This is a genomic window from Aquabacterium sp. J223 (genome assembly GCF_024666615.1).
In the GTDB taxonomy this organism is placed as follows: Bacteria; Pseudomonadota; Gammaproteobacteria; order Burkholderiales; family Burkholderiaceae_C; genus J223.
The window spans coordinates 1554072-1579747 of sequence record NZ_CP088297.1; the positions used below are offsets into that span (position 1 = coordinate 1554072).

The 25676-nt window shown below is 73.4% G+C and carries 24 protein-coding genes, 2 tRNA genes and 1 pseudogene; 19 read left to right on the plus strand and 8 right to left on the minus strand.

The window, feature by feature from the left end; all coding sequences use genetic code 11:
• Nucleotides 1-9: 9 nt before the first annotated feature.
• On the plus strand, nucleotides 10-1452 hold the full coding sequence (locus tag LRS07_RS07525; protein WP_260501324.1) for an efflux transporter outer membrane subunit: 1443 nt from the start codon (nucleotides 10-12) through the stop codon (nucleotides 1450-1452).
• 30 nt (nucleotides 1453-1482) lie between these two features.
• Here the strand turns inward: LRS07_RS07525 and mnmC1 are convergent, their stop codons facing one another.
• The 6 genes from mnmC1 to earP all read right to left on the minus strand — a co-directional run bounded on the left by mnmC1 (nucleotide 1483) and on the right by earP (nucleotide 5735).
• On the minus strand, nucleotides 1483-2319 hold the full coding sequence (gene mnmC1, locus LRS07_RS07530) for an FAD-dependent 5-carboxymethylaminomethyl-2-thiouridine(34) oxidoreductase MnmC1 (RefSeq protein ID WP_409450613.1): 837 nt from the start codon (nucleotides 2317-2319) through the stop codon (nucleotides 1483-1485).
• Entirely contained in the window at nucleotides 2313-2744 is a 432-nt protein-coding gene (locus LRS07_RS22215) for an FAD-dependent oxidoreductase (RefSeq protein ID WP_409450614.1), read from the minus strand. The genes mnmC1 and LRS07_RS22215 overlap by 7 nt, the downstream gene beginning before the upstream one ends.
• Nucleotides 2741-3382 carry an MnmC family methyltransferase gene (locus LRS07_RS07535; RefSeq protein WP_260501325.1) on the minus strand — a complete coding sequence of 214 codons (642 nt, stop codon included), beginning with the start codon at nucleotides 3380-3382 and terminating at the stop codon, nucleotides 2741-2743. The genes LRS07_RS22215 and LRS07_RS07535 overlap by 4 nt, the downstream gene beginning before the upstream one ends.
• A gap of 39 nt (nucleotides 3383-3421) precedes the next feature.
• Nucleotides 3422-3835 (minus strand): PaaI family thioesterase, encoded by a 414-nt coding sequence (locus LRS07_RS07540; RefSeq protein WP_260501326.1) that lies wholly within the window; start codon nucleotides 3833-3835, stop codon nucleotides 3422-3424.
• 109 nt (nucleotides 3836-3944) lie between these two features.
• Nucleotides 3945-4499: an elongation factor P gene (gene efp, locus LRS07_RS07545; RefSeq protein WP_260501327.1), complete on the minus strand. Its 555-nt coding sequence runs from the start codon at nucleotides 4497-4499 to the stop codon at nucleotides 3945-3947.
• Nucleotides 4500-4631: 132 nt separating this feature from the next.
• Nucleotides 4632-5735 carry an elongation factor P maturation arginine rhamnosyltransferase EarP gene (gene earP, locus LRS07_RS07550; protein WP_260501328.1) on the minus strand — a complete coding sequence of 368 codons (1104 nt, stop codon included), beginning with the start codon at nucleotides 5733-5735 and terminating at the stop codon, nucleotides 4632-4634.
• Nucleotides 5736-5805: 70 nt separating this feature from the next.
• Between earP and uvrC the strand changes: the two genes are divergently transcribed.
• The 16 genes and pseudogenes from uvrC (at nucleotide 5806) to LRS07_RS07630 (ending at nucleotide 21229) form a co-directional block, all read left to right on the plus strand.
• Nucleotides 5806-7833: an excinuclease ABC subunit UvrC gene (gene uvrC / locus LRS07_RS07555; protein WP_260501329.1), complete on the plus strand. Its 2028-nt coding sequence runs from the start codon at nucleotides 5806-5808 to the stop codon at nucleotides 7831-7833.
• A gap of 151 nt (nucleotides 7834-7984) precedes the next feature.
• Complete coding sequence (locus tag LRS07_RS07560; RefSeq protein ID WP_260501330.1) at nucleotides 7985-8476, plus strand: hypothetical protein; 492 nt, start codon at nucleotides 7985-7987, stop codon at nucleotides 8474-8476.
• Between the two features lie 41 nt (nucleotides 8477-8517).
• A complete protein-coding gene (gene pgsA, locus LRS07_RS07565) occupies nucleotides 8518-9084 on the plus strand; it encodes a CDP-diacylglycerol--glycerol-3-phosphate 3-phosphatidyltransferase (protein ID WP_260501331.1) in 567 nt (188 codons plus the stop codon).
• Between the two features lie 66 nt (nucleotides 9085-9150).
• Entirely contained in the window at nucleotides 9151-10017 is an 867-nt protein-coding gene (locus LRS07_RS07570; RefSeq protein ID WP_260502069.1) for a DMT family transporter, read from the plus strand.
• A 49-nt stretch (nucleotides 10018-10066) separates the two neighbouring features.
• Nucleotides 10067-10142: transfer RNA gene (locus LRS07_RS07575), tRNA-Val, on the plus strand.
• A 33-nt stretch (nucleotides 10143-10175) separates the two neighbouring features.
• A complete protein-coding gene (locus LRS07_RS07580; protein WP_260501332.1) occupies nucleotides 10176-12092 on the plus strand; it encodes a SurA N-terminal domain-containing protein in 1917 nt (638 codons plus the stop codon).
• Nucleotides 12093-12150: 58 nt separating this feature from the next.
• Nucleotides 12151-12226 (plus strand) — tRNA-His (locus LRS07_RS07585).
• Between the two features lie 211 nt (nucleotides 12227-12437).
• Nucleotides 12438-13376: a LysR family transcriptional regulator gene (locus LRS07_RS07590; RefSeq protein ID WP_260501333.1), complete on the plus strand. Its 939-nt coding sequence runs from the start codon at nucleotides 12438-12440 to the stop codon at nucleotides 13374-13376.
• 205 nt (nucleotides 13377-13581) lie between these two features.
• The gene (locus tag LRS07_RS07595) at nucleotides 13582-13902 is read left to right on the plus strand and encodes a Zn-ribbon domain-containing OB-fold protein (protein WP_409450615.1); all 321 of its coding nucleotides are present in this window, start codon (nucleotides 13582-13584) and stop codon (nucleotides 13900-13902) included.
• Between the two features lie 53 nt (nucleotides 13903-13955).
• A complete protein-coding gene (locus tag LRS07_RS07600; protein WP_409450636.1) occupies nucleotides 13956-15062 on the plus strand; it encodes a thiolase family protein in 1107 nt (368 codons plus the stop codon).
• A 16-nt stretch (nucleotides 15063-15078) separates the two neighbouring features.
• Nucleotides 15079-15775: pseudogene (locus LRS07_RS07605) on the plus strand (3-oxoacid CoA-transferase subunit A).
• Entirely contained in the window at nucleotides 15772-16407 is a 636-nt protein-coding gene (locus tag LRS07_RS07610; RefSeq protein ID WP_260502071.1) for a 3-oxoacid CoA-transferase subunit B, read from the plus strand. Before LRS07_RS07605 ends, LRS07_RS07610 begins: the two are co-directional and overlap by 4 nt.
• A 10-nt stretch (nucleotides 16408-16417) precedes the next feature.
• Nucleotides 16418-17608, plus strand: coding sequence for an acyl-CoA dehydrogenase family protein (locus LRS07_RS07615; RefSeq protein ID WP_409450616.1), 1191 nt, complete (start codon nucleotides 16418-16420; stop codon nucleotides 17606-17608).
• Nucleotides 17609-17610: 2 nt separating this feature from the next.
• Nucleotides 17611-18669: an acyl-CoA dehydrogenase family protein gene (locus tag LRS07_RS07620; RefSeq protein ID WP_260501336.1), complete on the plus strand. Its 1059-nt coding sequence runs from the start codon at nucleotides 17611-17613 to the stop codon at nucleotides 18667-18669.
• A 38-nt stretch (nucleotides 18670-18707) separates the two neighbouring features.
• The gene (locus tag LRS07_RS07625) at nucleotides 18708-20816 is read left to right on the plus strand and encodes a 3-hydroxyacyl-CoA dehydrogenase NAD-binding domain-containing protein (RefSeq protein ID WP_260501337.1); all 2109 of its coding nucleotides are present in this window, start codon (nucleotides 18708-18710) and stop codon (nucleotides 20814-20816) included.
• Nucleotides 20813-21229: a PaaI family thioesterase gene (locus tag LRS07_RS07630; protein ID WP_260501338.1), complete on the plus strand. Its 417-nt coding sequence runs from the start codon at nucleotides 20813-20815 to the stop codon at nucleotides 21227-21229. The genes LRS07_RS07625 and LRS07_RS07630 overlap by 4 nt, the downstream gene beginning before the upstream one ends.
• A 49-nt stretch (nucleotides 21230-21278) precedes the next feature.
• Here the strand turns inward: LRS07_RS07630 and LRS07_RS07635 are convergent, their stop codons facing one another.
• Nucleotides 21279-22055: an enoyl-CoA hydratase gene (locus LRS07_RS07635; protein WP_260501339.1), complete on the minus strand. Its 777-nt coding sequence runs from the start codon at nucleotides 22053-22055 to the stop codon at nucleotides 21279-21281.
• Nucleotides 22056-22082: 27 nt separating this feature from the next.
• The gene (locus LRS07_RS07640) at nucleotides 22083-23327 is read right to left on the minus strand and encodes a CaiB/BaiF CoA transferase family protein (protein ID WP_260501340.1); all 1245 of its coding nucleotides are present in this window, start codon (nucleotides 23325-23327) and stop codon (nucleotides 22083-22085) included.
• A gap of 274 nt (nucleotides 23328-23601) precedes the next feature.
• Between LRS07_RS07640 and LRS07_RS07645 the strand changes: the two genes are divergently transcribed.
• On the plus strand, nucleotides 23602-24639 hold the full coding sequence (locus LRS07_RS07645) for a tripartite tricarboxylate transporter substrate binding protein (RefSeq protein ID WP_260501341.1): 1038 nt from the start codon (nucleotides 23602-23604) through the stop codon (nucleotides 24637-24639).
• A 32-nt stretch (nucleotides 24640-24671) separates the two neighbouring features.
• The gene (locus tag LRS07_RS07650; RefSeq protein WP_260501342.1) at nucleotides 24672-25658 is read left to right on the plus strand and encodes a Bug family tripartite tricarboxylate transporter substrate binding protein; all 987 of its coding nucleotides are present in this window, start codon (nucleotides 24672-24674) and stop codon (nucleotides 25656-25658) included.
• The last annotated feature ends 18 nt before the right edge of the window (nucleotides 25659-25676 follow it).

Below are 25676 nucleotides of genomic sequence, written 5' to 3' on the forward strand. Positions count from 1 at the left end.
ATGCCCGCCATGACGCACCGTGACCGACCCCCATCGCGCGCCGCCGCGGCGGCGCTGGCGCTGCTGCTGTCCGCGGCGCTGGCCGGCTGTGCGCTGGTGCCCGAATACCAGCGCCCCGCCGCCCCGGTGGGCGACGGCTTCCCGCTGGCCGACAAGGTCTCCGGCGTGGCCGCCACCGCGGCGGCGGCGCCCGACCTGCCGTGGCCGCAGTTCTTCACCGAGCCGCGGCTGCAGGCGCTGATCCGGCTGGCGCTGCAGAACAACCGGGACCTGCGCATCGCGGCACTCAACGCCGAGACGGCCCGCGCCACGCTGGCGGCCCGCCGGGCCGACATCTTCCCGACGGTCAACGCCACGGTGACCGGCTCGCGCCAGCCCAGCCCGTTCACCGGCGGCCTGCTGAGCATCTACACCGCCGGCCTGGCGGTGTCGAACTACGAGCTCGACCTGTTCGGCCGGCTGCGCTCGCTCACCGACCAGGCGGCCGCCCAGTACCTGGCCAGCGCGGAGGGCGCCCGCGCGGCGCAGGTGACGCTGCTGTCGTCGCTGGCCTCGGCCTACTACGCGGTGCAGGCCGACGAGGCGCTGCTGGCCGTCACCCGCGACACGCTGGCCAGCCGCGAGCAGAGCTTCCGGCTGACCCAGCTGCGCACGGACAACGGCGTGTCCTCCGAGCTCGACCTGCGGCTGGCCGAAGGCCAGCTCGCCGCCGCGCGGGCGACGCTGGCCTCCGCCGAGCGCCAGCGCCAGCAGGACCTGAACGCGCTGGTGCTGCTGGTCGGCCAGCCGCTGCCCGCCGACCTGCCGCCGCCCGGCGGCTGGTCCGCGCAGGCGCTGACCGACGTGCCGGCCGGCCTGCCGTCGGAGGTGCTGCTGCGCCGGCCCGACGTGCGCCAGGCCGAGGCGTCGCTGGTCGCGGCCAACGCCAACATCGGCGCGGCGCGCGCCGCGTTCTTCCCGCGCGTGCTGCTCACCGCGCAGGTCGGCACCGCCAGCAGCCACCTGGCCGACCTGGGCCAGGCCAGCGCCTGGAGCCTGGCGCCGCAGCTGCTGCTGCCGATCTTCGACTTCGGCCGCAACCGGGCCAACCTGCGCGCCGCCGAAGGCCAGCGCGCGGTGGCGGTGGCGCAGTACGAGCGCGCCATCCAGTCGGCCTTCCGCGAGGTGGCCAACGCGCTGGCCAACCGCAGCCTGCTGGCCGAGCAGCTGGACCAGCTGGCGCAGCAGACCGCCACCGAGCGCCGCCGCCTGGCGCTGACCGAGCTGCGCCAGCGCAACGGCGTGGCCAGCTCGCTGGAGCTGCTCGACGCGCAGCGCAGCCTGTTCGCCCTGCAGCAGCAGCAATTGCAGCTGGAGCTGTCGCTGGTGCAGAGCCGCATCGCGGCCTACGGCGCGCTGGGCGGCGGCTGGAGCGCCGACGCGGTGGCCGCGGCGACGCCGACCGGCCGCTGACGGCGGCCGGCCGACACCGGCCGTCGGGCGTCAGCCCGGCCGTCTCGCGGCGCGGGCCAGGAACCGCGCCGGGTCCACCGCGTCGAGCAGTTCGGCCGGCAGCGGCAGCGGCGCTCCGCTGAGCGCGGCGGCGATGGACTCGCCGAGCAGGGCCGCCGTGGTCAACCCGCGCGAGGCCAGGCCGGCGAGCAGCCACAGGCCGGGCTGGCGCGGCAGCAGACGCGGCTGGTCGAGCCGTGCGGCGGGCGCGTGGGAGGCGTCGTCCCAGGCCAGGGGCACCGGCCCCGCCAGCGGCAGCCGGTCGGGCGCCACCTGGCGCCAGCCGACGCGGCCGTCGAGCGTGGTGGGGTCCGGCAGCGGGCCGTCCCAGCCGGTGAGGCGCCGCAGCTGGGCCAGGTTGTGCCGGTGGTCGGCCTCGCGCAGCGCCGGCGTGTCGTCGCCGGGCTGGGTGGTGGCACCGCAGAGCAGCCGGCCGTCGGGCAGCGGCAGCACGTAGCCGGCGCCCGCCAGCGGCAGCGACGGCCGCGGACCGGGCGCGGTGGCCGGCAGCGTGGTGATCTGCCCGCGCACCGCGCGCAGCAGCGGCGCCAGCGGCGGCAGCAGCCGCGGCAGCCCGCCCGCGCAGGCCAGCACCACCACCGGCGCGCGGTCGAGTTCATGGCCGAGGGCGTCGAGCAGGCGCCAGCCGCCCTCGGCGTCGCGCTGCAGCCCGTGCACGGCCTGCCCGCCGCGGAACACCACGCCGGGGGTGCGCAGCCGGTGCCGCACCCAGGCCGCCGGGTCGACCCAGCCGGCCGGGCCGAACCACCAGGCGGGGCCGGGCAGCGACACCTGGGCCAGGTCCGACGCGTCTTCCCGCGTCAGCACCCGGGCCAGGTCGGGGGCAGGCCGAGCCGTTCGGCGAGCGCCTGCAAATCGGCGGCGCGGCGCTGCGCGTCCAGCCGCAGCAGGCCGTCGGCCGCGCCGGCAGCGGGCGGCAGGCCGGCCGCTCGGGCGCACCGCAGCGCCTGGCGCATCCACAGCGCGCCGGCGCGGTGCAGCCGCGCATGCGGCCCGTCGTCGGCATGGACCACCGGGTGGAACAGGCCGCCGGCGTTGCCCGAGGTCTCGGCGGCCGGGTGCGGGTGGCGGTCGAGCACCCGGCAGTGCCAGCCCTGGTCGGCCAGCGCGGCGGCCACCGACGCCCCGGCCAGCCCGGCGCCGACCACCACCGCCTCGCGGGCGGCGGGGGGTGCCGGCCGTCCCGCCGGCCGCGGGGCGTGGAAGGCCGGCGCGTACCGGGCCACGGTCATCCCGCCGGCCGTGCCGGGCCCGGACGTCGCGGCCACCACGAAGCCGGCGGCGGCCAGGCCGTCGCGCAGCGCGTCGCTGGTGTCGTCGGACGCCAGGGTGGCGCCCGGGGCGGCCAGCCGCGCCAGGGCCTGCAGGCGCCGCGGTGGGCGTCCCCGGTCGGCGCGGTGCCGGCACCGTCCAGGTAGAACGCGTCGGCCTGCAGCACCAGTGCCGGCAGCCAGTCGTCGGGGTCGCCGAAGGCCAGTTGCAGCGACACCGCGCCGTCGTCGAGGCGCAGCAGGTGCAGGCCGTGCACCGCCGGCGGCCACGCGGCCTGCCACTGCGCGGCCAGCCCGTCCAGCGGCGAGCCGGCGTGGCAGCCGGCCAGCGCGGCGGCGGTCGGGGGCTGGGCGACCACGGCGACGAGGTGCAGCCGACGGGCGCGATGGGGGTCGTCGCGCCAGGCCGCCCAGGTGGCCAGCAGGGGGTCGCCGGCGCCGAAGCCGGTGGCCAGCACGGTGAAGCGCTCGCGGCCGCGCCAGCGACCGGGCAGCCCGTTGCCGCCGAGGAAGACCTGCCGTGCCTGCGCCAGTGCCAGCGTGCGGTCGGCCATGTCCCGACGGGCGGGCGGCGCGGGAACGACGGGGCCGGTCTTCACCCGTCCATCATGCCGATGCGGCCGCGGACGCCTCGCCGCTCACCGCGGCGGGATGGCGTAGGTGCCGACGGCGTGGGCCACCGGGTCCGGCTTGCCCTCGGCGTACAGGCTGACCTCGCCCACCGCCTGGCGGCGGCCGACCTTGATCAGCCGGCACACGCCGACGATGGACCGGTCGGCCGGCGGCTTGCGCAGGAAGTTGACGGTGAGGTTGGTGGTCACCGCCAGCGGCACGATGCCGATCGCGCCCAGCAGCGCGACGTACAGCGCCACGTCGGCCACCGCCATCAGCAGCGGGCCGGAGACGGTGCCGCCGGGGCGCAGCTCGTCCGGGCCGATCGGGTGCACGACGGTGGCGCCGCCGGGCACCACCTCGCGCACCACGCATCGTGTCTGCGGGAACTCCGCCGCGATGAAGTCGGCGATCTCCTGCTGGGTCGCTTTCAACGTCATGCCTGCCGCCGTTCGTCGGAGGTGGCCCTGGCGCGGATCCCTGCCGACCCGCGCCAGGGCCATGAAAAAGGGCACCGAGGTGCCCTTCGCATGGTCGCCGCGCGGCGCGTCAGACGCGCTTCTTGTACTCGTGCGTGCGGGTGTCGATCTCGATCTTGTCGCCGTTCTCGACGAACAGCGGCACCGGGATCTCGAAGCCGGTGCCCTTCAGGCGGGCCGGCTTCATCACCTTGCCGGAGGTGTCGCCCTTGACGGCCGGCTCGGTCTCGATCTCGCGCACCACGGTGGTCGGCAGTTCGACCGAGATGGCCTTGCCGTCGTAGAACACCACTTCCACCTGCATGTTGTCTTCCAGGTAGTTGATGGCGTCGCCCATGTTCTCGGCCTCGACCTCGAACTGGTTGTACTCGGCGTCCATGAAGGCGTACATCGGGTCGGCGAAGTAGGAGTAGGTGCACTCCTTCTTGTCGAGCACGATCTGGTCCATCTTGTCGTCGGCCTTGAACACCACCTCGGCGCCCGCGCCGTTGAGCAGGTTCTTCATCTTCATGCGCACGGTGGCGGCGCCGCGGCCGCCGCGGCTGTACTCGGTCTTGAGCACGACCATCGGGTCCTTGCCCTGCATGATCACGTTGCCGGCGCGGATTTCCTGAGCGAGTTTCATACGGTTCCGAAAGGTTCTGGAGGGGACGCACCAGGTGCCGGCCCGGGTCTGCAGCCCGAGGGGGTCCGGTCCGGACCTGCTCCGATTCGGTTCACCATGAAGCGCGGAGCGTGCGGCGCAAAGCCCGTGATTCTAACCGGCCGGCCTGTCGGCACCTGCCGCCGCGGGGCCTTGGCGCCGGACGAAGGCGCGCAGCGCCGTCACCAGGTCGGGCTGGGCGAGCAGGCGCCCGCGCCAGTCGACGGTCCAGGCCCGCCAGTCGGCCAGCAGCGCGGGGTCGAGCGTGGGCAGCGGTCCGGCGTCCAGGCCGTTCCACACCGCGAAGCACCGGCGCACCGCCGCCGCCAGCGCGGCCGGTGCGCCGTCGAGCAGCCGGTCGAGGAAGGCCGCCAGCTTCGGGCCGTGCGCGCCGTCGTGTTGCGGGTAGAGCTGCCAGACGAAGGGCCGGCCGGCCCAGAGGGCCCGCACCAGCGAGTCCTCGCCGCGCACCAGGTTCAGCTCGGCGCACCACAGCAGGTGATCGAAGTCCGCCTGGGGCAGCAGGGGCAGCGGCTGCAGGCGCAGCGCCGACGGCCAACCGCCCACGGCCTGCAGCGCCTGCGACTGTTCCGTCGCCGGCCCGGCGGCGGTGAGGAGCCGCGTGGGGGCGCTGGCCAGCGCGTCGCGCAACGCGGGCAGCGCCGGGTTGCGATAGCAGAACAGCAGCACGTCGCGTTCGCCGTCGGCGGCCGGCCAGCCCTGGGCGGCACGCCAGGCGTCGGCGTCGAAGGCCGCCTGCCGCGCGGCCAGGTCGGGCTCGCGCAGCAGGCCGCCGGTGCCGGCGCCGAAGCCCGGGTAGAAGAACCACTTCGTCAGGCCCCGGCCCGGGCCGGCGAGCTGCGGCGAGGGCAGGCCATGGCTGCGCTCGACGAAGGGCTCGGCGCTCAGGTACTCCAGGTTGATCCACACCGGCGGTGGCGCGGCGGCGGCCATGGCCGCGACGAAGGCCGGCGGCGGGTCGCAGCCGAAGGCCTCGACCACCACGTCGCCGGGCGGCGGCGGCGCCGCCTGCGCCTCGGCCCAGGGCCGCACCTGCACGCCGGGCGCGCCCTGCGGCGCCATCCAGGCCAGCGCCGAGGCGTCGTCCAGCCACAGCCGCACCGCGTCGCCGCGCCGTGCGAGGTCGGCGGCCAGCCGCCAGCACACGCCGACGTCGCCCCAGTTGTCGATGACGCGGCAGAAGACGTCCCAGCGCATGGCGCGGGATTATCGGCAGGCCTTGCGGCGGGTCCGGCGCGGGGCGGCCGGCACAATGGCCGGCTCGACGATGAGCGACGCCGTCCTGCCTTCCTCCGCTCCGGCGGCCGGCCCTGCCGCCGACCCGGCCGCGATCCGCGAGCGCCTGCTCGCCGAGGTCGCCGCGCTGCCCAGCCTGCCCGGCGTCTACCGCTACTTCGACGCGGCGGGCCAGGTGCTCTACGTCGGCAAGGCGGGCAACCTGAAGAAGCGGGTCTCCAGCTACTTCCACAAGGACCATGGCGGCACCCGCATCGGCCACATGGTGGGCCGCATCGCGCGGCTGGAGACCACCGTGGTGCGCAGCGAGGCCGAGGCGCTGCTGCTCGAGAACAACCTGATCAAGGCGTTGAACCCGCGGTTCAACATCCTGTTCCGCGACGACAAGAGCTACCCCTACCTGAAGATCACCGGCGTGCGCGAGCGCGACGGCGAGGGCGGCCCGTCGACCCGCTACCCGCGGCTGGCCTACTACCGCGGCTCGGTCGACCGCAAGCACCGCTACTTCGGCCCCTATCCCGGCGCCTGGGCGGTGAAGGAGACCATCCAGCTGCTGCAGAAGGTGTTCAAGCTGCGCACCTGCGAGGACACGGTGTTCGCCAACCGCAGCCGGCCCTGCCTGCTCTACCAGATCCGCCGCTGCTCCGGCCCCTGCGTGGGGTTGATCGGCACGGCCGACTACGCCCAGGACGTGGCCCATGCCGAGGCCTTCCTGCTCGGCCAGACGCAGGAGGTGCTGGACCAGCTGCAGGCGCAGATGATGGCGTTCTCCGACGCGCTGGAGTTCGAGCGCGCCGCCGAGGCGCGCAACCAGATCGCCGCGCTGTCGCGGGTGCTGCACCAGCAGTCGGTGGAGACCAGCTCGCTGTCCTCCGGCGAGGGCGACGTCGACATCCTGGCGGTGCGGCTGCAGGGCGGCCGCGCCTGCGTCAACCTGGCGATGGTGCGCGGCGGCCGCCACCTGGGCGACCGGGCCTACTTCCCCACGCACGTCGAGGAGGCCACCGCCCTGGGCGCGGCGGAAGCCGCGGCGGAGGCCGCCGATGCGGCCGCCGAGACCGGCCAGGGCGCTGCGCCCGCCGACGCCGGACGACGCGATCCCGAGGTGCTGGTGCTGGAGGCCTTCATCGCGCAGCACTACCTGGACAGCGCGCTGCCCTCGCTGCTGGTCACCAGCCACCGCATCGACCCGGCGCTGGTGGCGGCGCTTTCGCAGCAGTCCGGCAGCCGGCTGGCGGTGCAGCACCAGCCGCGGGAGCAGCGCCGCATCTGGCTCGACATGGCCATCAAGGGCGCCGAGCTGGCGCTGGCCCGGCTGCTGGCCGAGGAGGGCTCGCAGCGCGAGCGCACCCGCGCGCTGGCCGAGGCGCTGGACCTGCAGGTGCACGACCTCGACACGCTGCGCATCGAGTGCTTCGACGTCAGCCACACCGCGGGCGAGGCGACCCAGGCCTCCTGCGTGGTGTTCGAGAACCACCAGATGCAGAGCGCGCAGTACCGCCGCTTCAACATCGAGGGCGTGACCGGCGGCGACGACTACGCCGCCATGCGCCAGGTGCTGACCCGCCGCTACGCCAAGCTGGCCGAGGGCGTGGCCACCGGCGCCGCCCGCATGCCCGACGTCGTGCTGATCGACGGCGGGCGCGGGCAGGTGGGCGTGGCGCGCGAGGTGTTCGAGGAGCTGGGGCTGGACATCTCGCTCATCGTCGGGGTGGAGAAGGGCGAGGGCCGCAAGGTGGGGCTGGAGGAACTGGTCTTCGCCGACGGCCGGCCGAAGGTGGCGCTGGGCCATGACTCGGCCGCGCTGATGCTGGTGGCGCAGATCCGCGACGAGGCCCACCGCTTCGCCATCACCGGCATGCGGGCGCGCCGCGCCAAGCTGCGCACCGGCGGCAGCCGGCTGGAGGACATCCCGGGCGTCGGCCCGAAGAAGCGGGCCCGCCTGCTGCAGCGCTTCGGCGGCGTGCGCGGCGTGACGAACGCGAGCGTCGACGACCTGTCGCAGGTCGAAGGCATCTCGAAGGAACTGGCGGAGGACATCTACCGTGCTTTGCATTGAGCCCCCCGCCGTCTGGCGGCGGCCCCCCGAGGGGGCAACCCGACACGACCGGGAGACCCGGATCGCGCCGGGCGCTTCGAACGCCAGCCCGCTCCCCTGGCCGCTCCGCGGCCTGTCCCCTGCCGGGGTCTGGCTGCGGCGGTTGTTGTTGATGGCGGCTGGCAGCTTGACGGCCTGCGGCGGCACGCAGGTGCAGGATCGGCCGGTCCAGGACCGGCCGGTGGTCATCACCGCGCCGACGCCGGGCGCGCCGGCGGTGGTGCCGCCGGCGCCCGTGGCGCCCGCGCCGGCGGCGATGCCGGCGCCGGTGGCCGCCCGCACCTGGAAGGACTTCCGGCGCCAGGCCGCGCTGCGGCTGGTGCAGGCCAACCCGAACATCACCTACACCGGCGCGCCGCCCGACCCGCTGCTGGCCATCCCGGTGCTGGAGGTGGAGCTGAACGCCGACGGCAGCGTGCGCCGCATCGAGGTGATGCGCCACCCGCGCCAGGCCAAGGACACGACGCAGATGGCCATCGACGCGGTGCGCCGCGCGGCGCCCTACGGCGACATGCGCCACCTGCCGCGGCCGTGGAAGTTCGCCGAGGTCTTCCTCTTCGACGACGACCGCCGCTTCAAGCCGCGCACGCTGCAGGACCCTTAGCCCTGGGGCGGCAGCCGCCCCGGGGGGCACAATCCGCCGCCATGTTCTTCACCGTCCCCACGCTGCTGACCTGGGCGCGCATCGCCTGCATCCCGCTCATCGCCGGGGTGTTCGAGCTGCCGCTGGCGGCGGAGGTGCGCAACCTGACGGCGACGGTGCTCTTCATCGCCTTCGCGCTGACCGACTGGCTGGACGGCTGGCTGGCGCGCCGGCTGAACCAGACCTCGGCCTTCGGCGCCTTCCTCGACCCGGTGGCCGACAAGTTCCTCGTCTGCTCGGCGCTGCTGGTGCTGGTGCAGCTGCAGCGGGTGGACGCCATCATCGCGCTGGTCATCGTGGGCCGCGAGATCGCCATCTCGGCGCTGCGCGAATGGATGGCGCAGATCGGCGCCTCGCGCAGCGTGGCGGTGCACATGCTCGGCAAGGTCAAGACCACCGTGCAGATGGTGGCCATTCCGTTCCTGCTCTACGACGGCCGCCTCTTCGGCGTGATCGACACGCTGCTGTGGGGCCGCTGGCTGATGATCCTGGCCGCGGTGCTGACCATCTGGTCGATGGTCTACTACCTGCAGAAGGCGCTGCCCGAGATCCGGGCCAAGGTGCGCTGAGGAAGACGACCGACGACGCGACCCCCCGCTGCATTGCGCCTTGCGTTCCCCCTGCTGTTGACGTCCATGCCCGCGGTGTTCGTGCTCATCTGGAGCACGGGCTTCATCGTCGCGCGCTACGGCATGCCGCATGCGCCGCCGCTGGGTTTCCTGTCCCTGCGCTACGGGCTGTCGGCGGTCTGCCTGCTGCTGTGGGTGGTGGCCAGCCGGGCGCCGCTGCCGTCGGGCCGCGCGGCCTGGTGGCACCTGGCCGTCACCGGCGTGCTGATGCAGGCCGGCTACCTGGGCGGGGTGTGGGCGGCGGTCAAGCACGGCATGCCGGCGGGCACCATCGCGCTCATCGTCGGCCTGCAGCCGGTGCTGACCGCGGTCTGGGTCAGCGGCCGCGGCACCGGCCGGGTGTCGCCGCGCCAGTGGCTGGGCCTGGTGCTCGGCTTCGCCGGGCTGGCGCTGGTGGTGGGGCGGCAGCTCGACGGCGGCCGGCTGCACGCGCTCAACCTCTCGCTGGCGGTGCTGGCGCTGGCCTCGATCACCGTCGGCACGCTGTACCAGAAGCACTTCGTCGGGCCCACCGACGTGCGCAGCGCCGGCCTGCTGCAGATGGTGGCGGCACTGGCCGTGACCGCGCCGCTGGCGCTGCTGGAGTCCGGCGGCATGGACTGGCATCCGGAGATGGTCGGCGCGCTGGTCTGGTCGGTGCTCGGGCTGACGCTGGGCGGCAGTTCGCTGCTCTTCCTGCTCATCCAGCGGGGCGCGGCCACCGAGGTGACCAGCCTGCTCTACCTGGTGCCGCCCTGCGTGGCCGTGGAGGCCTGGCTGCTCTTCGGCGAGACGCTGACGCCGGCCATGCTGGCCGGGCTGGCGATGGCCGCCGTCGGCGTGGCGCTGGTGGTGCGGCCGGCGGCGGCGGCCGTCCCGCCGGCCGCCGGTTGAACCCTGCGGTCCGTCCGGGGTCGGTCCTCTAGAATCGCGGGCTCGGCCGGGGTGCTTAGCTCAGCCGGTAGAGCGGCGCCCTTACAAGGCGTAGGTCGGCGGTTCGAACCCGTCAGCACCCACCATCCATCCGCCCGGCGGGCGAGAGGCTTGTCCCCATGTTCGACTTCGTGCGCACGCACACCCGGCTGCTGCAGCTGCTGCTCCTGCTGGTGATCTTTCCCTCGTTCGTCTTCTTCGGCGTGCAGGGGTACAGCGGCTTCACCGAAGGTGCCAACGCCACCGTGGCCAAGGTGGACGGCCAGTCCATCACCCAGGCCGAATGGGACCAGGCGCACCAGCGCCAGATCGAGCGCATGCGTGCGCAGATGCCCGGGGTTGACCCCAAGCTGCTCGATGCGCCCGAGTTCAAGCAGCAGACGCTGGAGGGCCTGCTGCGCCAGCGCGTGCTGCTGACGGCGGCGCGCAAGCTCAACGTGGCCGTCACCGACGAGCGGCTGCAGCGGGTGTTTGTCAGCGACCCGCAGTTCGCGCCGCTGCGCAACCCGGACAACACCGTCAACACCGCGCTGCTGGCCACCCAGGGCATGAGCTCGCAGATGTTCGCCCAGCAGCTGCGCCAGGACCTGAGCATCCGCCAGGTGATGCAGGGCCTGGCCGGCGCGCCGGTGGCCGGCACCACCGCGCCGAAGACCGCGCTCGACGCCCTGCTGCAGCGGCGCGAGGTGCAGGTGCAGCGTTTCGACACGGCCGACTTCCGCGGCAAGGTCCAGCCCACCGACGAGCAGCTGCAGGCCTACCACAAGGCCAACGAGGCGAGCTTCCGCGCGCCCGAGCAGGCGACCATCGAGTACGCGGTGCTCGACATCGACACGGTGAAGAAGGGCGTGACCGTCCCGGAAGACGAGCTGCGCAAGTACTACGAGCAGAACCTGGCGCGCTACACCGTCGCCGAGGAACGCCGCGCCGCCCACATCCTCGTCGCCGCCGACAAGGACAGGCCGGCCGACGAGCGCGCCAAGGCCAAGGCCAAGGCCGAGGCGCTGCTGGCGCAGGTGCGCGCGAACCCCTCGTCCTTCGCCGACCTGGCCCGCAAGAACTCCGACGACCCCGGCTCGAAGGAGCAGGGCGGCGACCTCGGTTTCTTCAACCGCGAGGCCATGGTCAAGCCCTTCGCCGACACCGCCTTCTCGATGAAGCCGGGCGAGATCAGCAACGTCGTCGAGACCGACTTCGGCTTCCACATCATCCAGCTCAAGGAAGCCCGCGGCGGCGAGCGCAAGGCCTTCGAGGCGGTGCGCCCGGCGCTGCAGGACGAGGTCGGCCAGCAGCTGGCGCAGCGCCGCTACGCCGAGGCGGCCGAGCAGTTCAGCAACCTGGCCGAGGAGCAGCCCGACACGCTGCAGCCGGCGCTGGACAAGCTGAAGCTGCAGAAGCGGACCGCGACGGTGCGCCGCGAGGCGCAGCCCACCGGCGACGGCCCGCTGGGCAACGCCAAGTTCGTGCAGGCGCTGTTCGACGACGAGGCGGTCAAGGACAAGCGCAACACCGCGGCGATCGAGTTCGGCCGCAACCAGATGGTCGTCGGCCGGGTGGTGCAGCACCAGCCGGCGCGGCTGCTGCCGCTGGCCGAGGTGCGCGACCAGGTGCGCGAGGCGGTGGTGCAGGCCGAGGCGCTGAAGCTGGCGCGCGAGGCCGGCGAGGCCCGGCTGGCCGAGCTGAAGAAGGGCGAGGGCGTGGACCGGCTGCCGACGGCGGTGACGCTGTCGCGGCTGCAGCCGCAGAACCAGCCGCGCGAGGTCATCGACGCCGTCATGCGCGCACCGCTGACGCAGGGGCCGGCGCTGCTCGGCACGCCGCTGCCCGGCGGCCAGGGCTTCGCGGTCCTGCGGGTGCTGCAGAGCCTGCCGCCGCAGGTGCAGCCCGAGCAGCTGAAGGCGCTGCAGGACCGCTACCTGCAGACCCTGGCCGAGGCCGAGGGCCAGGCCTACTACCAGCAGCTGCGCAGCCGCTACAAGGCGGAGGTCAAGGTGCGCGCGCCGGTGGCGGACGCCCCGTCCGACGGCAGTCGCTGAGCGCCCCGGCCCGCCGGCGCCGCGGCGGTGCTGTGTCTATAATCCGCGCCTCTCTACGGTGGCTGTAGCTCAGTTGGTAGAGTCCCAGATTGTGATTCTGGTCGTCGTGGGTTCGAGTCCCATCAGCCACCCCACTGTTTCTCCTTGCAAGAAGCCCGTGCAAGGCGGGTTTTCGGGAAGCAGCTTCCCGCGGTAGGCGCAGCGGGGCCATCGCCGCTCGCGTCAGGCCTGCCGACGGCGCTGGTGCCGACGACGGTGCGGCGGCGCCACTGGACACTGGACCGGGGTGGCGACCAGCGCTGAGGCGGACGCCTCTCGACAACCCTGTGGAGGCATCGCAGAAGCATGCGTTACGAGCTGACCGACCTGCGCCTGTTCCATGCCATCGCCCAGGCCCAGAGCTTGTCCAGCGGCGCCAGCACGGTGCACATCACCGCCTCGTCGGCCAGCTACCGGCTGAAGAACCTCGAGCAGGCCATGGGCACCGCGCTGTTCCTGCGCACCGCCAAGGGCATGGAGCTGACGCCGGCCGGCGAGGCGCTGCACCGGCACGTGCGAGAGCTGCTGTCCGGCATCGAGCTGATGCACGACGAGGTGGGGCGCTTCTCCGCCGGCCTGAAGGGCCATATCCGGCTGCTGGCCAACAGCAGCTCGCTCAACGGCTTCATCGTGCCCAGCGTGAGCCGCTTCCTGGTCAGCCATCCCAGCGTCAACATCGACCTCGAAGAGCGGCCCAGCCCGGCGATCGCAGGGGCCATCGCGGCGCAGGAGGCCGACGTCGGCATCCTCGCCGGCGAGGTGGACAACGACCTCGTGCGCGTGCACCGCTACGCGGTGGACGAGCTGATCGTCGCGGCGCCGCTGGACCATCCGCTGGCCGGCCAGGGCAGGATCCGCTTCGCCGCGGCGCTGGACTTCGACTTCGTCTGCATGGGCCGCGCCAGCAGCAACTTCGTCTTCCTGCAGGAAGTGGCGCAGCGCACCGGGCGGCCGTTGAACGTGCGGCTGCATGCGCACGGCTTCGACGCCGTGCTGGCCCTGGTGCAGGCCGGGGTGGGCGTGGCGCTGGTGCCGCGCAGCGTCGCCGCGGCCGCGCTGTCGCTCAGCCGCGTGGCCGCCGTGAGCCTGGAAGAGCCGTGGGCGGTGCGGCTGCTGCACCTCGTCGTGCGCAACAAGGGCGAGCTGCCGGCCTTCACCAAGGCCTTCACCGACTTCCTGCTCGAGGATCCGCTGGTGGCGGCCACCCGCGCCGGGATCGAGGCCGCCGGCGACGACGCTCGTTAGACAGCATCGAAGCGCCGCTTCGAAAGATTGCGATCGCGTTGGCCGGGGTCGGAAAAATACACTGACTCCCGAAGGTGCCGGCCTGGCTGTCGTCGACGCCAGGTGCCGCGACGCCCTTCGAGGAGACAACCCATGACGACCCCGTTCGGCCTGCCCCCCGCAGGTCGGCGCCGACACCCGCTATTTCGCGGCGCTGGCCGCCGGCGTGTTCGAGCTGCCCAAGTGCACGGCGTGCGAACGCCACCACTTCTACCCCCGGCTGGTGTGCCCGCATTGCGGCGCCGACACGCTGCAGTGGCAACCGGCCAGCGGGCACGGCGTGGTCTATTCCACCACCGTGGTGCGACGCCCGAACGGCGGCGACTACAACGTCGCGTTGGTCGACCTGGCCGAGGGCCCGCGCCTGATGACGCGGGTCGAGGACATCGCCCCGGAGGCGGTGGTCATCGGCCTGCCGGTGCGTGCACGGGTGGTTCAGCAGGACGGCGCGCCGCTGCTGGTCTTCGTGCCGGAGTCCGCGTCGTGAGCCGGGGGTCGTTGCGAGGGGCGGTGGCCATCCTGGGCACCGGTCTGGCCGGCATGGGCGACGCCGGCGGGCGCAGCGAGCAGGACATCATCGCGCAGGCGGCGCACAAGGCCGTCGCGGCCAGCGGGCTGCGCCTGCCGCAGATCGACGGCCTGATCACCAGCAGCCTGACCTCGCCGTGGTGGGCCATGCGCATGGCCGAGTACCTGGGGCTGCGCCCGCGCTTCACCGACACCACCATGTTCGGCGGCTCGTCCTTCATCGCCGACCTGCGCGTGGCCGCGCTGGCCATCGAGGCCGGCGAGTGCGACAACGTGCTGGTGTGCTACGGCAGCACGCCGCGCAGCGCGCCCAGCAGCTCGCAGATCAACGCCATGCGCGCGGCGCTCGACCCGCAGCCCTACGAGCACCCGTACAAGCCGTTCAACCCGGTGTCGGCCTATGCGATGGCGGCGGCGCGCCACATGCACGAGTACGGCACCACGCGCCGCCAGCTGGCCGAGGTGGCGGTGGCCGCGCGCCAGTGGGCGCAGCGCAATCCCGACGCCTTCTCGCGCGGCCCGCTGTCCATCGACGACGTGCTGGGCGCCAAGATGATCTCCGACCCGCTCACCGTGCGCGACTGCTGCCTGGTCACCGACGGCGCCGGCGCCTTCGTCCTCACCCGCGCCGACCGCGCCCGCGCGCTGCACCCCAAGCCGGTGTACGTGCTGGGCAGCGGCCATGCGCACTGGCACCGGCAGATCTCCTGCATGCCCGACCTGACCGTGACCCCGGCGCTGGAGTCCGGCCGCAAGGCCTTCGCCGAGGCCGGCCTCACGCCGGCGGACATCGACGTGGTCGAGCTGTACGACGCCTTCACCATCAACCCCATCCTCTTCCTGGAAGACCTGGGCTTCTGCGCCAAGGGCGAGGGCGGTCACTTCGTCTCGGGCGGGCGCATCGCGCCCGGCGGCGACTTCCCGATGAACACCAACGGCGGGGGGCTGTCGTGCACCCACCCGGGCATGTACAGCATCTTCCTCATCGTCGAGGCCGTCGCCCAGCTGCGCGCCGAAGGCGGCGAGCGCCAGGTGCCGGGCGTGGACGTGGCGCTTGTGCACGGCAATGGCGGCGTGCTGTCCAGCCAGGCCACCGCCATCCTGGCCAACGCGCTCTGACAAGCGAAAGGTTCCCATGGCAGGCATCAACAAGTTCGTGCCCGGCGTCGCCGAGGCGCTGGCCGATGTCCGCGACGGCAGCACCGTCCTGGTCAGCGGCTTCGGCCTGGCCGGCCAGGCCGTCGAGCTGCTCGACGCGTTGGCCGAGCAGGGCGCCCGCGACCTCACGGTGGTGTGCAACAACGCCGGCAGCAACGACAGCGGACTCGCCCGGCTGATCCGCCGCGGCCGGGTGAAGAAGCTCATCGCCTCGTACCCGCGCGGTGCCGAGATGGGCGCCTTCGAAGACGCCTACCGCGAAGGCCGCATCGAGTACGAATGCGTGCCCCAGGGCACCCTGGCCGAGCGGCTGCGCGCCGGCGGCTCGGGGCTGGGCGGCTTCCTCACGCCGACCGGCTACGGCACCGAGCTGGCCCGCGGCAAGGAGACCCGCGTCATCGACGGCATCGGCTACGTCATGGAGGCGCCGCTGCGCGGCGACTTCGCGCTCGTCAAGGCCCGCGCGGCGGACCGCTGGGGCAACCTGGTCTACCGCAAGGCGGGCCGCAACTTCGGCCCGCTGATGTGCATGGCCGCGCGCACGGCCATCGTGCAGGTCAGCGAATGCGTGCCGCTCGGCGACCTCGACCCCGAGCACATCGTCACCCCCCGGCATCTTCGTCAAGCGCGTGGTGCACCTGCCCGGCCATCCCTCGCAGAAGGACGCAGCATGAAGCGAACCCGAGAACAGATGGCCGAGGCGCTGGCGCGCGACATCCCCGACGGCGCCACCGTCAACCTGGGCATCGGCATGCCGGTGGCCGTGCTCAAGTACTGGCGCGCCGAGCAGGAGATCCTGGTCCACAGCGAGAACGGCATCCTGGGCATGCGCGAGCTCGAACCCGGCGAGTCGGTGGACCCGGACATGATGAACGCGGCCAAGCTGCCGGTGGCGCTGCTGCGCGGCGGCTCGTACTTCCACCATGCCGACTCGTTCGCCATGATGCGCGGCGGTCACCTCGACTACTGCATCCTGGGCGGCTACCAGGTCTCGCAGCGCGGCGACCTGGCCAACTGGTCGCTGGGCCAGCCCGGCGTGGCGGCGGCGGTGGGCGGGGCGATGGACCTGGTGGTCGGCGCCAAGCAGGTGTGGGTGCTGATGGAGCACACCACCCGCGACGGCCAGCCCCGGCTGGTGTCCGAGTGCTCGCTGCCGCTGACCGGCCTGCGCTGCGTGCGTCGCATCTACACCGACCTGGCCACGCTGGAGGTCACGCCCGAGGGCTTCAAGGTGCTGGACGTCGTCCCCGGGCTCGACCGCGAGGCGCTGCAGGCGGCCACCGGCGCGCCGCTGACCTTCGCCTGAGGAGGTGTCCGTGGCCGGCCAGGACATCGACGCCTTCCGCCGGGAGGTCCGTGCCTTCCTCGCCGCCGAGCTGCCGCAGGACCTGCGCCGCTCGGTGTTGCAGCACCGTCGCCTGGGCAAGGAGGAATTCCTGCGCTGGCACCGCATCCTGCATGCACGCGGCTGGGCGGCACCGGCATGGCCGGTCGAGCACGGCGGGCCGGGCTGGTCGGTGCTGCAGCGGCATGTCTTCGACGAGGAATGCGCGGTGGCCGGCGCGCCCGACGTGCCGCCCTTCGGCACGCGCATGCTCGGCCCGGTGCTGATGCGCTTCGGCACGCCGGCGCAGGTGTCGCGCTTCCTGCCGCGCATCCTGCGCGGCGACGACTGGTGGTGCCAGGGCTACTCCGAGCCGGGCGCGGGCTCCGACCTGGCCTCGTTGAAGACCCGCGCGGTGCTCGATGGCGACCACTTCGTGGTCGACGGCCAGAAGACCTGGACCACCTACGCGCAGTACGCCGACTGGATGTTCTGCCTGGTGCGCACCGACCCGGCGGCCAAGGCGCAGCGCGGCATCTCCTTCCTGCTGATCGACATGCGCTCGCCGGGCGTCGGCGTGCGGCCCATCCGCACGCTGGACGGCGACGTGGAGATCAACGAGGTCTTCCTCGACCGCGTGCGCGTGCCGCGCGACAACCTGGTCGGCACGCTGCACGACGGCTGGTCCTGCGCCAAGTACCTGCTCACGCACGAGCGCACCGGTGCCGCGCGCGTGGGCCGTGCCAAGCGCGAGCTGGCCTTCCTGCGCGAGGTGGCCGCGGCGCACCGCGTCGACGGCCGCGCGCTGCGCGACGACCCGGTGTTCGCGCACGACCTGCAGCGGCTGGAGGTGGAGGTGCTGGCGCTGGAGCACACCGCGCTGCGCCTGCTGCAGGCCAGCGCCGGCGGCGGCGGTCATGGCGCCGAGGCGTCCATCCTGAAGCTGCTCGGCGGCCGCGCCGCGCAGGCCATCGCCGAGAAGTCGGTGGAGGCGGCCGGCGCGCTGGCGCTGCGGTTCCGCGCCGGGCAGTTCGCGCCCTGCCGCGACGGCGAGCCCGAGGACGAGGACGGCTGGGCCGCCCCCCTGGCCGGCTACCACCTCAACCTGCGCAAGATCTCCATCTACGGCGGCACCGACGAAGTGCAGAAGAACATCATCGCCAAGGCGGCGCTGGGGCTGTGAGCATGGACGCCTTCGCCCACTACGACGACGACCTGCGGCTGCTGTCCGACGCCGTGGCGCGCCAGGTGCGGGACGCCGGCGATGCCGACGCCGCCTGGACCGCGCTGGTGGCCATGGGCCTGCCCGCGTTGGGCCTGCCCGAGGCCCACGGCGGGGCCGAGGCCGACGGCCGCAGCTTCCATGCGGTGATGGAGGTGCTGGGGCGCCATGGCGTCAACGTGCCCTTCCTCGGCTCGGCCATGGGCTGCACGCAACTGCTGCTGCGCCGTGCCGCGCCGGCCGTGCAACGGCGGTGGCTGGACGCGCTGGCCGGCGGCGCGGCGCTGGCGCTGGCGCACGACCCGCGCGGCGCCGGCCCCCATGCACGGCGCGAGGCCGGCGGCTGGCGGCTCGACGGCCGCCACGCCGTGGTGCCGCACGGCGGCCGCGTGCAGGCGTGGATCGTGTCCGCGCGCACCGAGGACGGCGCGGCGCTGTTCCTGCTCGACGAGGCCACGCCCGGCCTGCGCGTCGAGCGCTGCCCGCTGCTCGACGGCAGCCAGGGCTGCGACCTGTGGTTCGACGGTGCGCGCTGCGCCGACGACGCTCGCCTGGGCGAGCCCGGCGCCGAGACCGAGCGCGCGACCGAGGCGGCCAACGACTGGACCCTCGTCGGCCAGTGCGCCGAATCGGTCGGCCTGCAGGCCGCGCTGCTGGCCGCCACGCTGGACCACGTGAAGACGCGGCGCCAGTTCGGTGCGCCCATCGGCAGCTTCCAGGTCGTGCAGCACCGGCTGGCCGACATGCTGGTGGCGCTGGAGCAGGCCCGCTCGCTGGCCTGGGCGGCGGCGGTGCAGGCCGACCAGGGCGACGACACCACGCGCCGCCGCCTGGCCTCGGCGGCCAAGGTGCGCTGCGTGGAGAGCGGGCGCTTCATCGGCCTGCAGGCCATCCAGCTGCACGGCGGCATGGGCATGACCGACGAACTGCCGGTGGGCCGCCACGTCAAGCGCCTGCTGGCCATCGAGCACACGCTGGGCGACCAGCGCCACCACCTGGCACGGCTGGCCGCGCTGGCCTGAGCCGCCGCCGACCCGAACACCATCGAAAGCGACCCACCATGACCCCCGCCCCCCTGCCCGAGCTGTCCGACACCGTGCGGCTGGAAACACACGGCCGCGTCGCCGTGCTGTGGCTGGACAGCCCGCCGGTCAACGGCCTGGGCAACACCGTGCGCCGCGGCCTGCACGACGGCATCGCCTGGGCCATGGGCAGCGCCGACGTCGACGCGGTGGTGGTGCTGGGCCGCGGCAGCGCGTTCAGCGGCGGCGCCGACATCCGCCAGTTCAACACCCCGGCGATGTTCGAGCGGCCGCTGTCGCGCGACATCGCCGCGGCCATCGCCGCCGGCCGCAAGCCGGTGGTGGCGGCCATCCACGGGGTGGCCTTCGGCGGCGGGCTGGAGTTCGCGCTGGCCTGCCACCACCGGCTGGCGACGCCGTCGGCCAAGCTTGGGCTGCCCGAGGTGACGCTGGGCCTGGTGCCCGGCGGCGGCGGCACCCAGCGGCTGCCGCGGCTGATCGGCGTCGAGCGGGCGCTCGACATGGTGCAGAGCGGCGCGGCGGTGAACGCCCGTCGCGCGCTCGAGATCGGCCTCGTCGACCGCCTCGTCGAAGGCGACCTGCTGCCGGCGGCGGTCGAGTTCGCGGCGCAGGCGGCGGCGCGCGGGGACCTGCCGCTGGCCGCCACGCGCGCGCTGCCCGACGCCGGCATCGACTTCGCGGCGCGCCGCGCGGCCGTCGCGCCCAAGCTGCGCAACGCGCTGGCGCAGCAGGCCGTGGTCGACTGCGTCGAAGCCGCCACGCGGCTGTCGTTCGAGGACGGCCTGACCTTCGAGCGCGCGGTGTTCGAGCGGCTGGTCGGAGCGCCGGAGTCGCGCGCGCTGCGCCACCTGTTCTTCGCCGAGCGCGAGGCGCCCAAGGTGGCCGGCCTGCCGGCGGGCACCGCGCGGCGCGACCTCCGCGAGGTGGCCGTGCTCGGCGCGGGCACCATGGGCGGCGGCATCGCCATGGCCTACGCCAACGCCGGCATCCCGGTCGTGCTGCTCGAGCGGGAGCATGCCGCGCTGGACCGCGGCATGGACCTGATCCGGCGCAACTACGGCGTGACGGTGGCCAAGGGCAAGCTGAGCGAGGCCGACATGGCGCGCCGGATGGCGCTGATCCGGCCCACCCTGTCGTACGCCGACATCGCCGCGGCCGACCTCGTCATCGAAGCGGTGTTCGAGGACATGGCGGTCAAGCGCGAGGTCTTCGCCCGCCTGGACGCGGTGTGCAAGCCGGGCGCCATCCTGGCCACCAACACCTCGCGGCTGGACATCGACGAGATCGCCCGCGCCACCACGCGGCCGCAGGACGTCGTCGGCCTGCACTTCTTCAGCCCGGCCAACGTGATGAAGCTGCTGGAGGTGGTGCGCGGCGAGGCGACCTCGCAGGAGGTCATCGCCAGCTGCATGCGCATGGCGCAGGACATCGGCAAGGTGCCGGTGCTGGTGCGGGTGTGCGAGGGCTTCGTCGGCAACCGCATGCTCACCGGCTACTGGCGCGAGGCCTGGTTCCTGGTGGAGGAGGGCGCCTCGCCGCAGCAGGTCGACCGTGCGCTCACCGACTTCGGCATGGCCATGGGGCCGCTGGCGATGGGCGACCTGGCCGGCCTGGACATCAACTGGGCGGCGCGCAAGCGGCTGGCGCCGACGCGCCCGGCCCACCTGCGTTATTCGAAGGTGGCCGACCGCATCTGCGAGGCCGGCCGCTTCGGCCAGAAGACCGGCGCAGGCTGGTACCGCTACGAGCCCGGCAGCCGCACGCCCCTGCCCGACCCGGCGGTGGACGCGATCGTGGAGCAGTGCGCGGCCGAGGCCGGCATCACCCGGCGCCCCATCGCCGACCAGGAGATCGTCGAGCGCTGCATGCTCGCGCTGGTCAACGAAGGCGCGCGCCTCCTGGAGGAGGGCATCGCCCAGCGCGCCTCCGACATCGACGTCGTGTACGTCAACGGCTACGGCTTCCCGGCGTCGCGCGGCGGGCCGATGTTCTGGGCCGAGACGCTGGGCCTGGAGCGGACGCTGGACAAGATCCGCGCGCTGGAGCGCGTGCACGGCGGGCACTGGGTGCCGGCACCGCTGCTGGTGCGGCGGGTGGCCGAAGGCCAGGTGCGCTTCGACGCATGACGGACGACCCGGCCCCGCCGGCGGGCTTCGAGGCGTACCACGCGCCCAGCCCCTACATGCGCCTGATGGGGCCGATGTTCCTGCGCCCCGAGCCCGACGGTCGCCGCACCCTCGGACTCTGGCTGCGCGAGCAGCACGCCAACCTGCACGGCGTCGCGCACGGCGGCATGCTGGCGGCGGTGGCCGACAACGCGCTGGGCTACAACCTGGCGCTGCTGAAGGGATCGGTGGTGACGGTGAACCTGTCGCTGGACTTCCTCGCCCCGGCGCCGGTGGGGACCTGGCTGGAAGCGCGCGTCGAATACCGAAGGCTCGGTGGCCGGTTGGCCTTCGGCGACGCCCTGCTGCACGCCGGCGGCGTGCTGGTCGCGCGCGCCACCGGCGTGCTGGCGTCGGCGCGCGGGCAGGGCTGAGCGACACCCGGCGCCGCGTCGACCGGGCCGCATCGGGCCCCTGCGGCCGTCAGCGCCTGCGGTTCTTGAACTCGGCCATGAAGGCCTGCGGCTCGCCGGTGGCGAAGGCACGGCCGAACTCGCTCACGCTGGCGGCGATGGCGTCGTCCAGTGTCGACTCCTCCCATGAGCGCAGCAGCGCCTTCTGCTGGCGCAGCACCTGCGGGCCCAGGCCGGCGAGCTGGCGGGCGCAGTGGCTCACCGCCTCGTCCAGCGCGGCCAGCGGCACCGTGCGGTGCACCAGGCCCCACGACTGCGCGGTGTCCGCGTCGACGATCTCGCCGGTGAGCAGCATCCAGGTGGCGGCCGACTGGCCGATCAGGCGCGGCATCAGCGCGGCGTGGATCACCGAGGGGATGCCCACCTTCACCTCGGGCATGCCGTAGTGCGCGTCGCTGCTGCCGATGCGCAGGTCGCAGGCCATGGCCACCTCCAGGCCGCCGCCCAGACACCAGCCGGGCAGCCGCGCGATCACCGGCACCGGCAGCCGGCGCAGCGCCTCGCAGAAGGTCTTCAGGCGGGAGATGAAGCGCTCGCCGGTGGCCGGCGTGAGGTCGGCCATCTCGTGGATGTCCGCTCCGCCGATGAAGGCCTTGTCGCCGGTGCCGCGCAGCACGAGCACGCGCAGCGCCGGGTCCTCGCGCAGGCGGGACAGCGCGCCGGTCAGCTCCTCGATCACCGGCGTGCTGAGGATGTTCATCGACTTGGCGTTGGCGATGGTGAGCGTGGCGACGCCCTGGTCCATCGACAGCTGGGCGTGCACGGGTGCGGCGGGGGTGGTGGTCAAGGCGGCCTCTGCGGGGGTGTTCGGGGGTCAGCGCGCGGGGCGCTCGGCGGGACGGGCGACGACGCGATCGCGCAGCAGGCGTTCGATCTCATCGTCCGGCAGGCCCAGCTCGGCCAGCACGGCGACGGTGTCCTCGCCGCGCAGCGGAGGCGCCTTCGGCACCGTTGCGCCCGGCTGCGACAGCAGCGGGTTGCGCACCATGGGGATGGTGCCCAGGGTGGGGTGCTCGCACTCGATGCGCAGGCCGCGGTGGTGCACCTGCGCGTCGGCGAAGACATCGGCCAGCGTGTTGATCGGCCCCCACGGCACGCCGGCGGCGGTCAGCGCGTCGGCCCAGTCGCCACGGGTGCGCGTGGCCAGCACCTCGGTGAGCAGCGGCCGCAGCTCGGCCAGGTGGCGGATGCGCCCGGCGTTGGCGGCGAAGCGTGCGTCGGTGGCCAATGCCTGCAGGCCGGCCACCTCGCAGAAGCGGCGGAACTGCTCGTCGTTGCCGATGGCGAGGATGAGGTGACCGTCCGAGCAGGCGAACACCTCGTACGGCGCGCAGTTGGGGTGCGCGTTGCCGCTGCGCTGCGGCACCTGCTGCGACACCAGGTAGTTCGATGCCTGGTTGGCGTTCAACGCCACCGCCACGTCCAGCAGCGCCAGGTCGATGTACTCGCCCTGGCCGGTGGCCTGCCGCTGAACAAGGGCCGCCAGCACGGCGGTGGTGGCGTACATGCCCGACATCAGGTCGATGACGGCCACCCCGCTGCGCAGCGGGCCCGCGCCGGCCATGCCGTCGGCCGGGCCGGTGTAGCTCATCAGCCCGCCCATGCCCTGGAAGACGTAGTCGTAGCCGGGCTGACCGGCCATCGGCCCGCTCTGCCCGAAGCCGGAGATGGACAGGTAGATCAGCGCCGGGTTGAGGCGCCGCAGGTCGTCGTAGCCCAGGCCGTAGCGGGCCAGCGTGCCGGCCTTGTAGTTCTCCACGACCACGTCGGCCTCGCGCGCCAGCCGGCGCACGAGTTCGCCGCCCTGCGGGCTGGCGAAGTTGATGGCGATGGAACGCTTGCCGCGGTTGCAGCACAGGTAGTAGGCGGAGAAGCCGTCGGCCGGATCGCTGCCGTCGAGATAGGGCGGACCCCAGCCGCGTGTGTCGTCGCCCGCGCCGACGCTCTCGACCTTGATGACCTCGGCACCGAGGTCGGCCAGGTTCTGGGTGCACCAGGGGCCGGCGAGGATGCGCGACAGGTCCAGGATCTTGGTGCCGCGAAGGGCGGTGTGCAGCATGCCGTCGTCTCCAGCACATCGAATCGTTCCAGTGTAGGAACGCCCGTCCGCCCGGGCCAGTCGAGAAATTCGAAGCGCGTCTGAGGCTGGCTCGAAGGCCCGCGGTGCGGCACGCGCCGCCGCCATCGGCGTTCGTCCGATTCGAAGCGCCGCTTCGAATCTTTGCGATCGCCTTGGCGCCGGGCGAAAACTAGACTGGCTCGCGGTGGTGCTCCATGGGAGCCGCCGACATCCACCAACCGGCCCGCATGAGTCGGGCCTCAGGAGACAAGACGTGACGACTGCCGATCGCCGCCCGCGCGACGTCCGCGACCCTTGCCGTGGCGTGTCCGTGCCGAGCCGCCGCGCGCTTTGCGCGGCCGCCGCCGGCCTGGTCCTGCCGCTGGCCCTTGCGGCGCCGGCGCGCGCCGACAACTACCCCAGCAAGCCGGTGACGCTGGTGGTGGCGTTTCCGCCCGGCGGCATGACCGACATCGTCGGCCGCCTGCTGGCCAACGGCCTGACCAAGAGCCTGGGCCAGACGGTGATCGTCGAGAACCGCGCCGGCGCGGCCGGGCAGCTGGCCACGGAGTACGTGGCCGGCAAGCCCGGCGACGGCTACACGCTGCTGGAAAGCTCGGTGGGTTATGTCATCGCGCCGGCATTGCAGAAGAAGATCCGCTACGACCCGGCGAAAGACTTCGCCCCCATCGCCCTGCTGGCGACCACGCCCAACCTGCTGGTGGTGAACCCCTCGGTACCGGCCCGGACGGTGGCCGAGTTCATCGCCTGGGCGAAGGCGCAGCCCAGCGTGCCGTTCTCCACCTCGGGTGCCGGCGGCGCCACCCACCTCACCGGCGAACTGCTGCGCCACCTGAGCGGCGCACCGCTGAACCACGTGCCCTACAAGGGCGCCGCGCCGGCGGCGCAGGCGGTGCTGGCCGGCGAGGTGCCGGTGTCGGTGCTCGACGCGGTGAGCGGTGCCGCGCTGGTGGCCAGCGGCAAGCTGCGCGCGCTGGCCGTCACCACCGCGCAGCGCAGCGCGCTGTTCCCCAACCTGCCCACGCTGGCCGAGTCCGGTTTCCGCGACTTCGACTCGTACACCTGGCTGGGCCTGTACGCGCCGGCCGGCACGCCGCAGGCGGTGGTCGACCGGCTGAACCGGGACATCAACCAGATCCTGCGCTCGCCCGAGGTGGCCGCCCGGCTGCGCGAGCAGAACGCCGAGGCCGGCGGCGCCATGACGCCCGCGCAGTTCCGCAAGCACGTGGACAGCGAGCTGGTGAAGTGGCAACGCACGGTGCAGGTCACCGGCGTGAAGGTCGACGAGTGAACGACGGTATGACGCACAGGAGCCCCAACAGCATGGCCAACACCCTTTACACCTGGACCCGACGCGCCGCGCTGGTCGCGCTCGCCGGCATGGCCGCCAGCTCGGCAGCCGTGGCGCAAGGCGCCTACCCGACCAAGCCGGTGACCATCGTCGTCGCGTTCCCGCCGGGCGGCATGACGGACATCGTGGGCCGCCTGGTCGGCGAGCAGCTGAGCCAAAAGTTCAAGCAGACCTTCATCGTCGAGAACCGCGCCGGCGCGGCGGGCCAGGTGGGCACCGAGTACGTGGCGGGCCGGCCGGCCGACGGCTACACGCTGCTGATCAGCGCCACCGGCCATGTCATCGGGCCCGCCCTGCAGAAGGTGCGCTACGACCCGGTCAAGAGCTTCGAGCCGGTCGCGGTGCTGGCCCGTGCGCCGAACCTCTTCGTCGTCAACCCCACCGTCGTGCCGGCGAAGAGCTTCGCCGAGCTGCAGGCGTGGGGCAAGACGCAGCAGGGCATCCCGTACAGCACGGCCGGCGCGGGCGGCTCGACGCACCTCGCCGGTGAGCTGCTGCGCCACCTGTCGGGTCTGCCGCTGAACCATGTGCCCTACCGCGGCGCGGCCCCCGGCACGCAGGCGGTGTTGGCCGGCGAGGTGCCGGTGGCGTTCCAGGACTCGATGAGCGCCGCTTCGTTCATCGCCGCCGGCAAGCTGCGCGCGCTGGCCGTGACGACGGCCGAGCGCAGCAAGCTCTTCCCGGAGCTGCCGACGCTGACCGAACTGGGCTTCAAGAACTTCGACGTCTACACCTGGCTCGGGCTGTACGCGCCGGCCGGCACGCCGCGCGACGTCGTCGAGCGGCTGAGCGAGGAGGTCAACCGCATCATGACCGCCCCCGACACGGTGGCCAAGCTCAAGGCGCAGAACGCGGAGGCCGCCGGCACGATGAACCCGACGCAGATGCGCCGCTTCGTCGAGACCGAGGTGGCCAAATGGCGGCAGACGGTGGAGGTCACCGGCGTCAAGACCGAGTGATGCCGCGCCGGCCGCCCG

Excerpts from the sequence above, each read along its gene's own strand:
- LRS07_RS07600 (WP_409450636.1), top strand. The coding sequence starts at position 13,956 with ATGGGCGACGCCGGCGGGCGCAGCGAGCAGGACATCATCGCGCAGGCG.
- uvrC (WP_260501329.1), top strand. The coding sequence starts at position 5,806 with ATGAGCGACGCCGTCCTGCCTTCCTCCGCTCCGGCGGCCGGCCCTGCC.
- LRS07_RS07560 (WP_260501330.1), top strand. The coding sequence starts at position 7,985 with ATGGCGGCTGGCAGCTTGACGGCCTGCGGCGGCACGCAGGTGCAGGAT.
- LRS07_RS07620 (WP_260501336.1), top strand. The coding sequence starts at position 17,611 with ATGGACGCCTTCGCCCACTACGACGACGACCTGCGGCTGCTGTCCGAC.
- LRS07_RS07590 (WP_260501333.1), top strand. The coding sequence starts at position 12,438 with ATGCGTTACGAGCTGACCGACCTGCGCCTGTTCCATGCCATCGCCCAG.
- LRS07_RS07630 (WP_260501338.1), top strand. The coding sequence starts at position 20,813 with ATGACGGACGACCCGGCCCCGCCGGCGGGCTTCGAGGCGTACCACGCG.
- LRS07_RS07625 (WP_260501337.1), top strand. The coding sequence starts at position 18,708 with ATGACCCCCGCCCCCCTGCCCGAGCTGTCCGACACCGTGCGGCTGGAA.
- LRS07_RS07525 (WP_260501324.1), top strand. The coding sequence starts at position 10 with ATGACGCACCGTGACCGACCCCCATCGCGCGCCGCCGCGGCGGCGCTG.
- earP (WP_260501328.1), bottom strand. The coding sequence starts at position 5,735 with ATGCGCTGGGACGTCTTCTGCCGCGTCATCGACAACTGGGGCGACGTC.
- LRS07_RS07570 (WP_260502069.1), top strand. The coding sequence starts at position 9,151 with ATGCCCGCGGTGTTCGTGCTCATCTGGAGCACGGGCTTCATCGTCGCG.
- LRS07_RS07540 (WP_260501326.1), bottom strand. The coding sequence starts at position 3,835 with ATGACGTTGAAAGCGACCCAGCAGGAGATCGCCGACTTCATCGCGGCG.
- pgsA (WP_260501331.1), top strand. The coding sequence starts at position 8,518 with ATGTTCTTCACCGTCCCCACGCTGCTGACCTGGGCGCGCATCGCCTGC.
- LRS07_RS22215 (WP_409450614.1), bottom strand. The coding sequence starts at position 2,744 with ATGACCGTGGCCCGGTACGCGCCGGCCTTCCACGCCCCGCGGCCGGCG.
- LRS07_RS07610 (WP_260502071.1), top strand. The coding sequence starts at position 15,772 with ATGAAGCGAACCCGAGAACAGATGGCCGAGGCGCTGGCGCGCGACATC.
- efp (WP_260501327.1), bottom strand. The coding sequence starts at position 4,499 with ATGAAACTCGCTCAGGAAATCCGCGCCGGCAACGTGATCATGCAGGGC.
- LRS07_RS07650 (WP_260501342.1), top strand. The coding sequence starts at position 24,672 with ATGGCCAACACCCTTTACACCTGGACCCGACGCGCCGCGCTGGTCGCG.
- LRS07_RS07580 (WP_260501332.1), top strand. The coding sequence starts at position 10,176 with ATGTTCGACTTCGTGCGCACGCACACCCGGCTGCTGCAGCTGCTGCTC.
- LRS07_RS07640 (WP_260501340.1), bottom strand. The coding sequence starts at position 23,327 with ATGCTGCACACCGCCCTTCGCGGCACCAAGATCCTGGACCTGTCGCGC.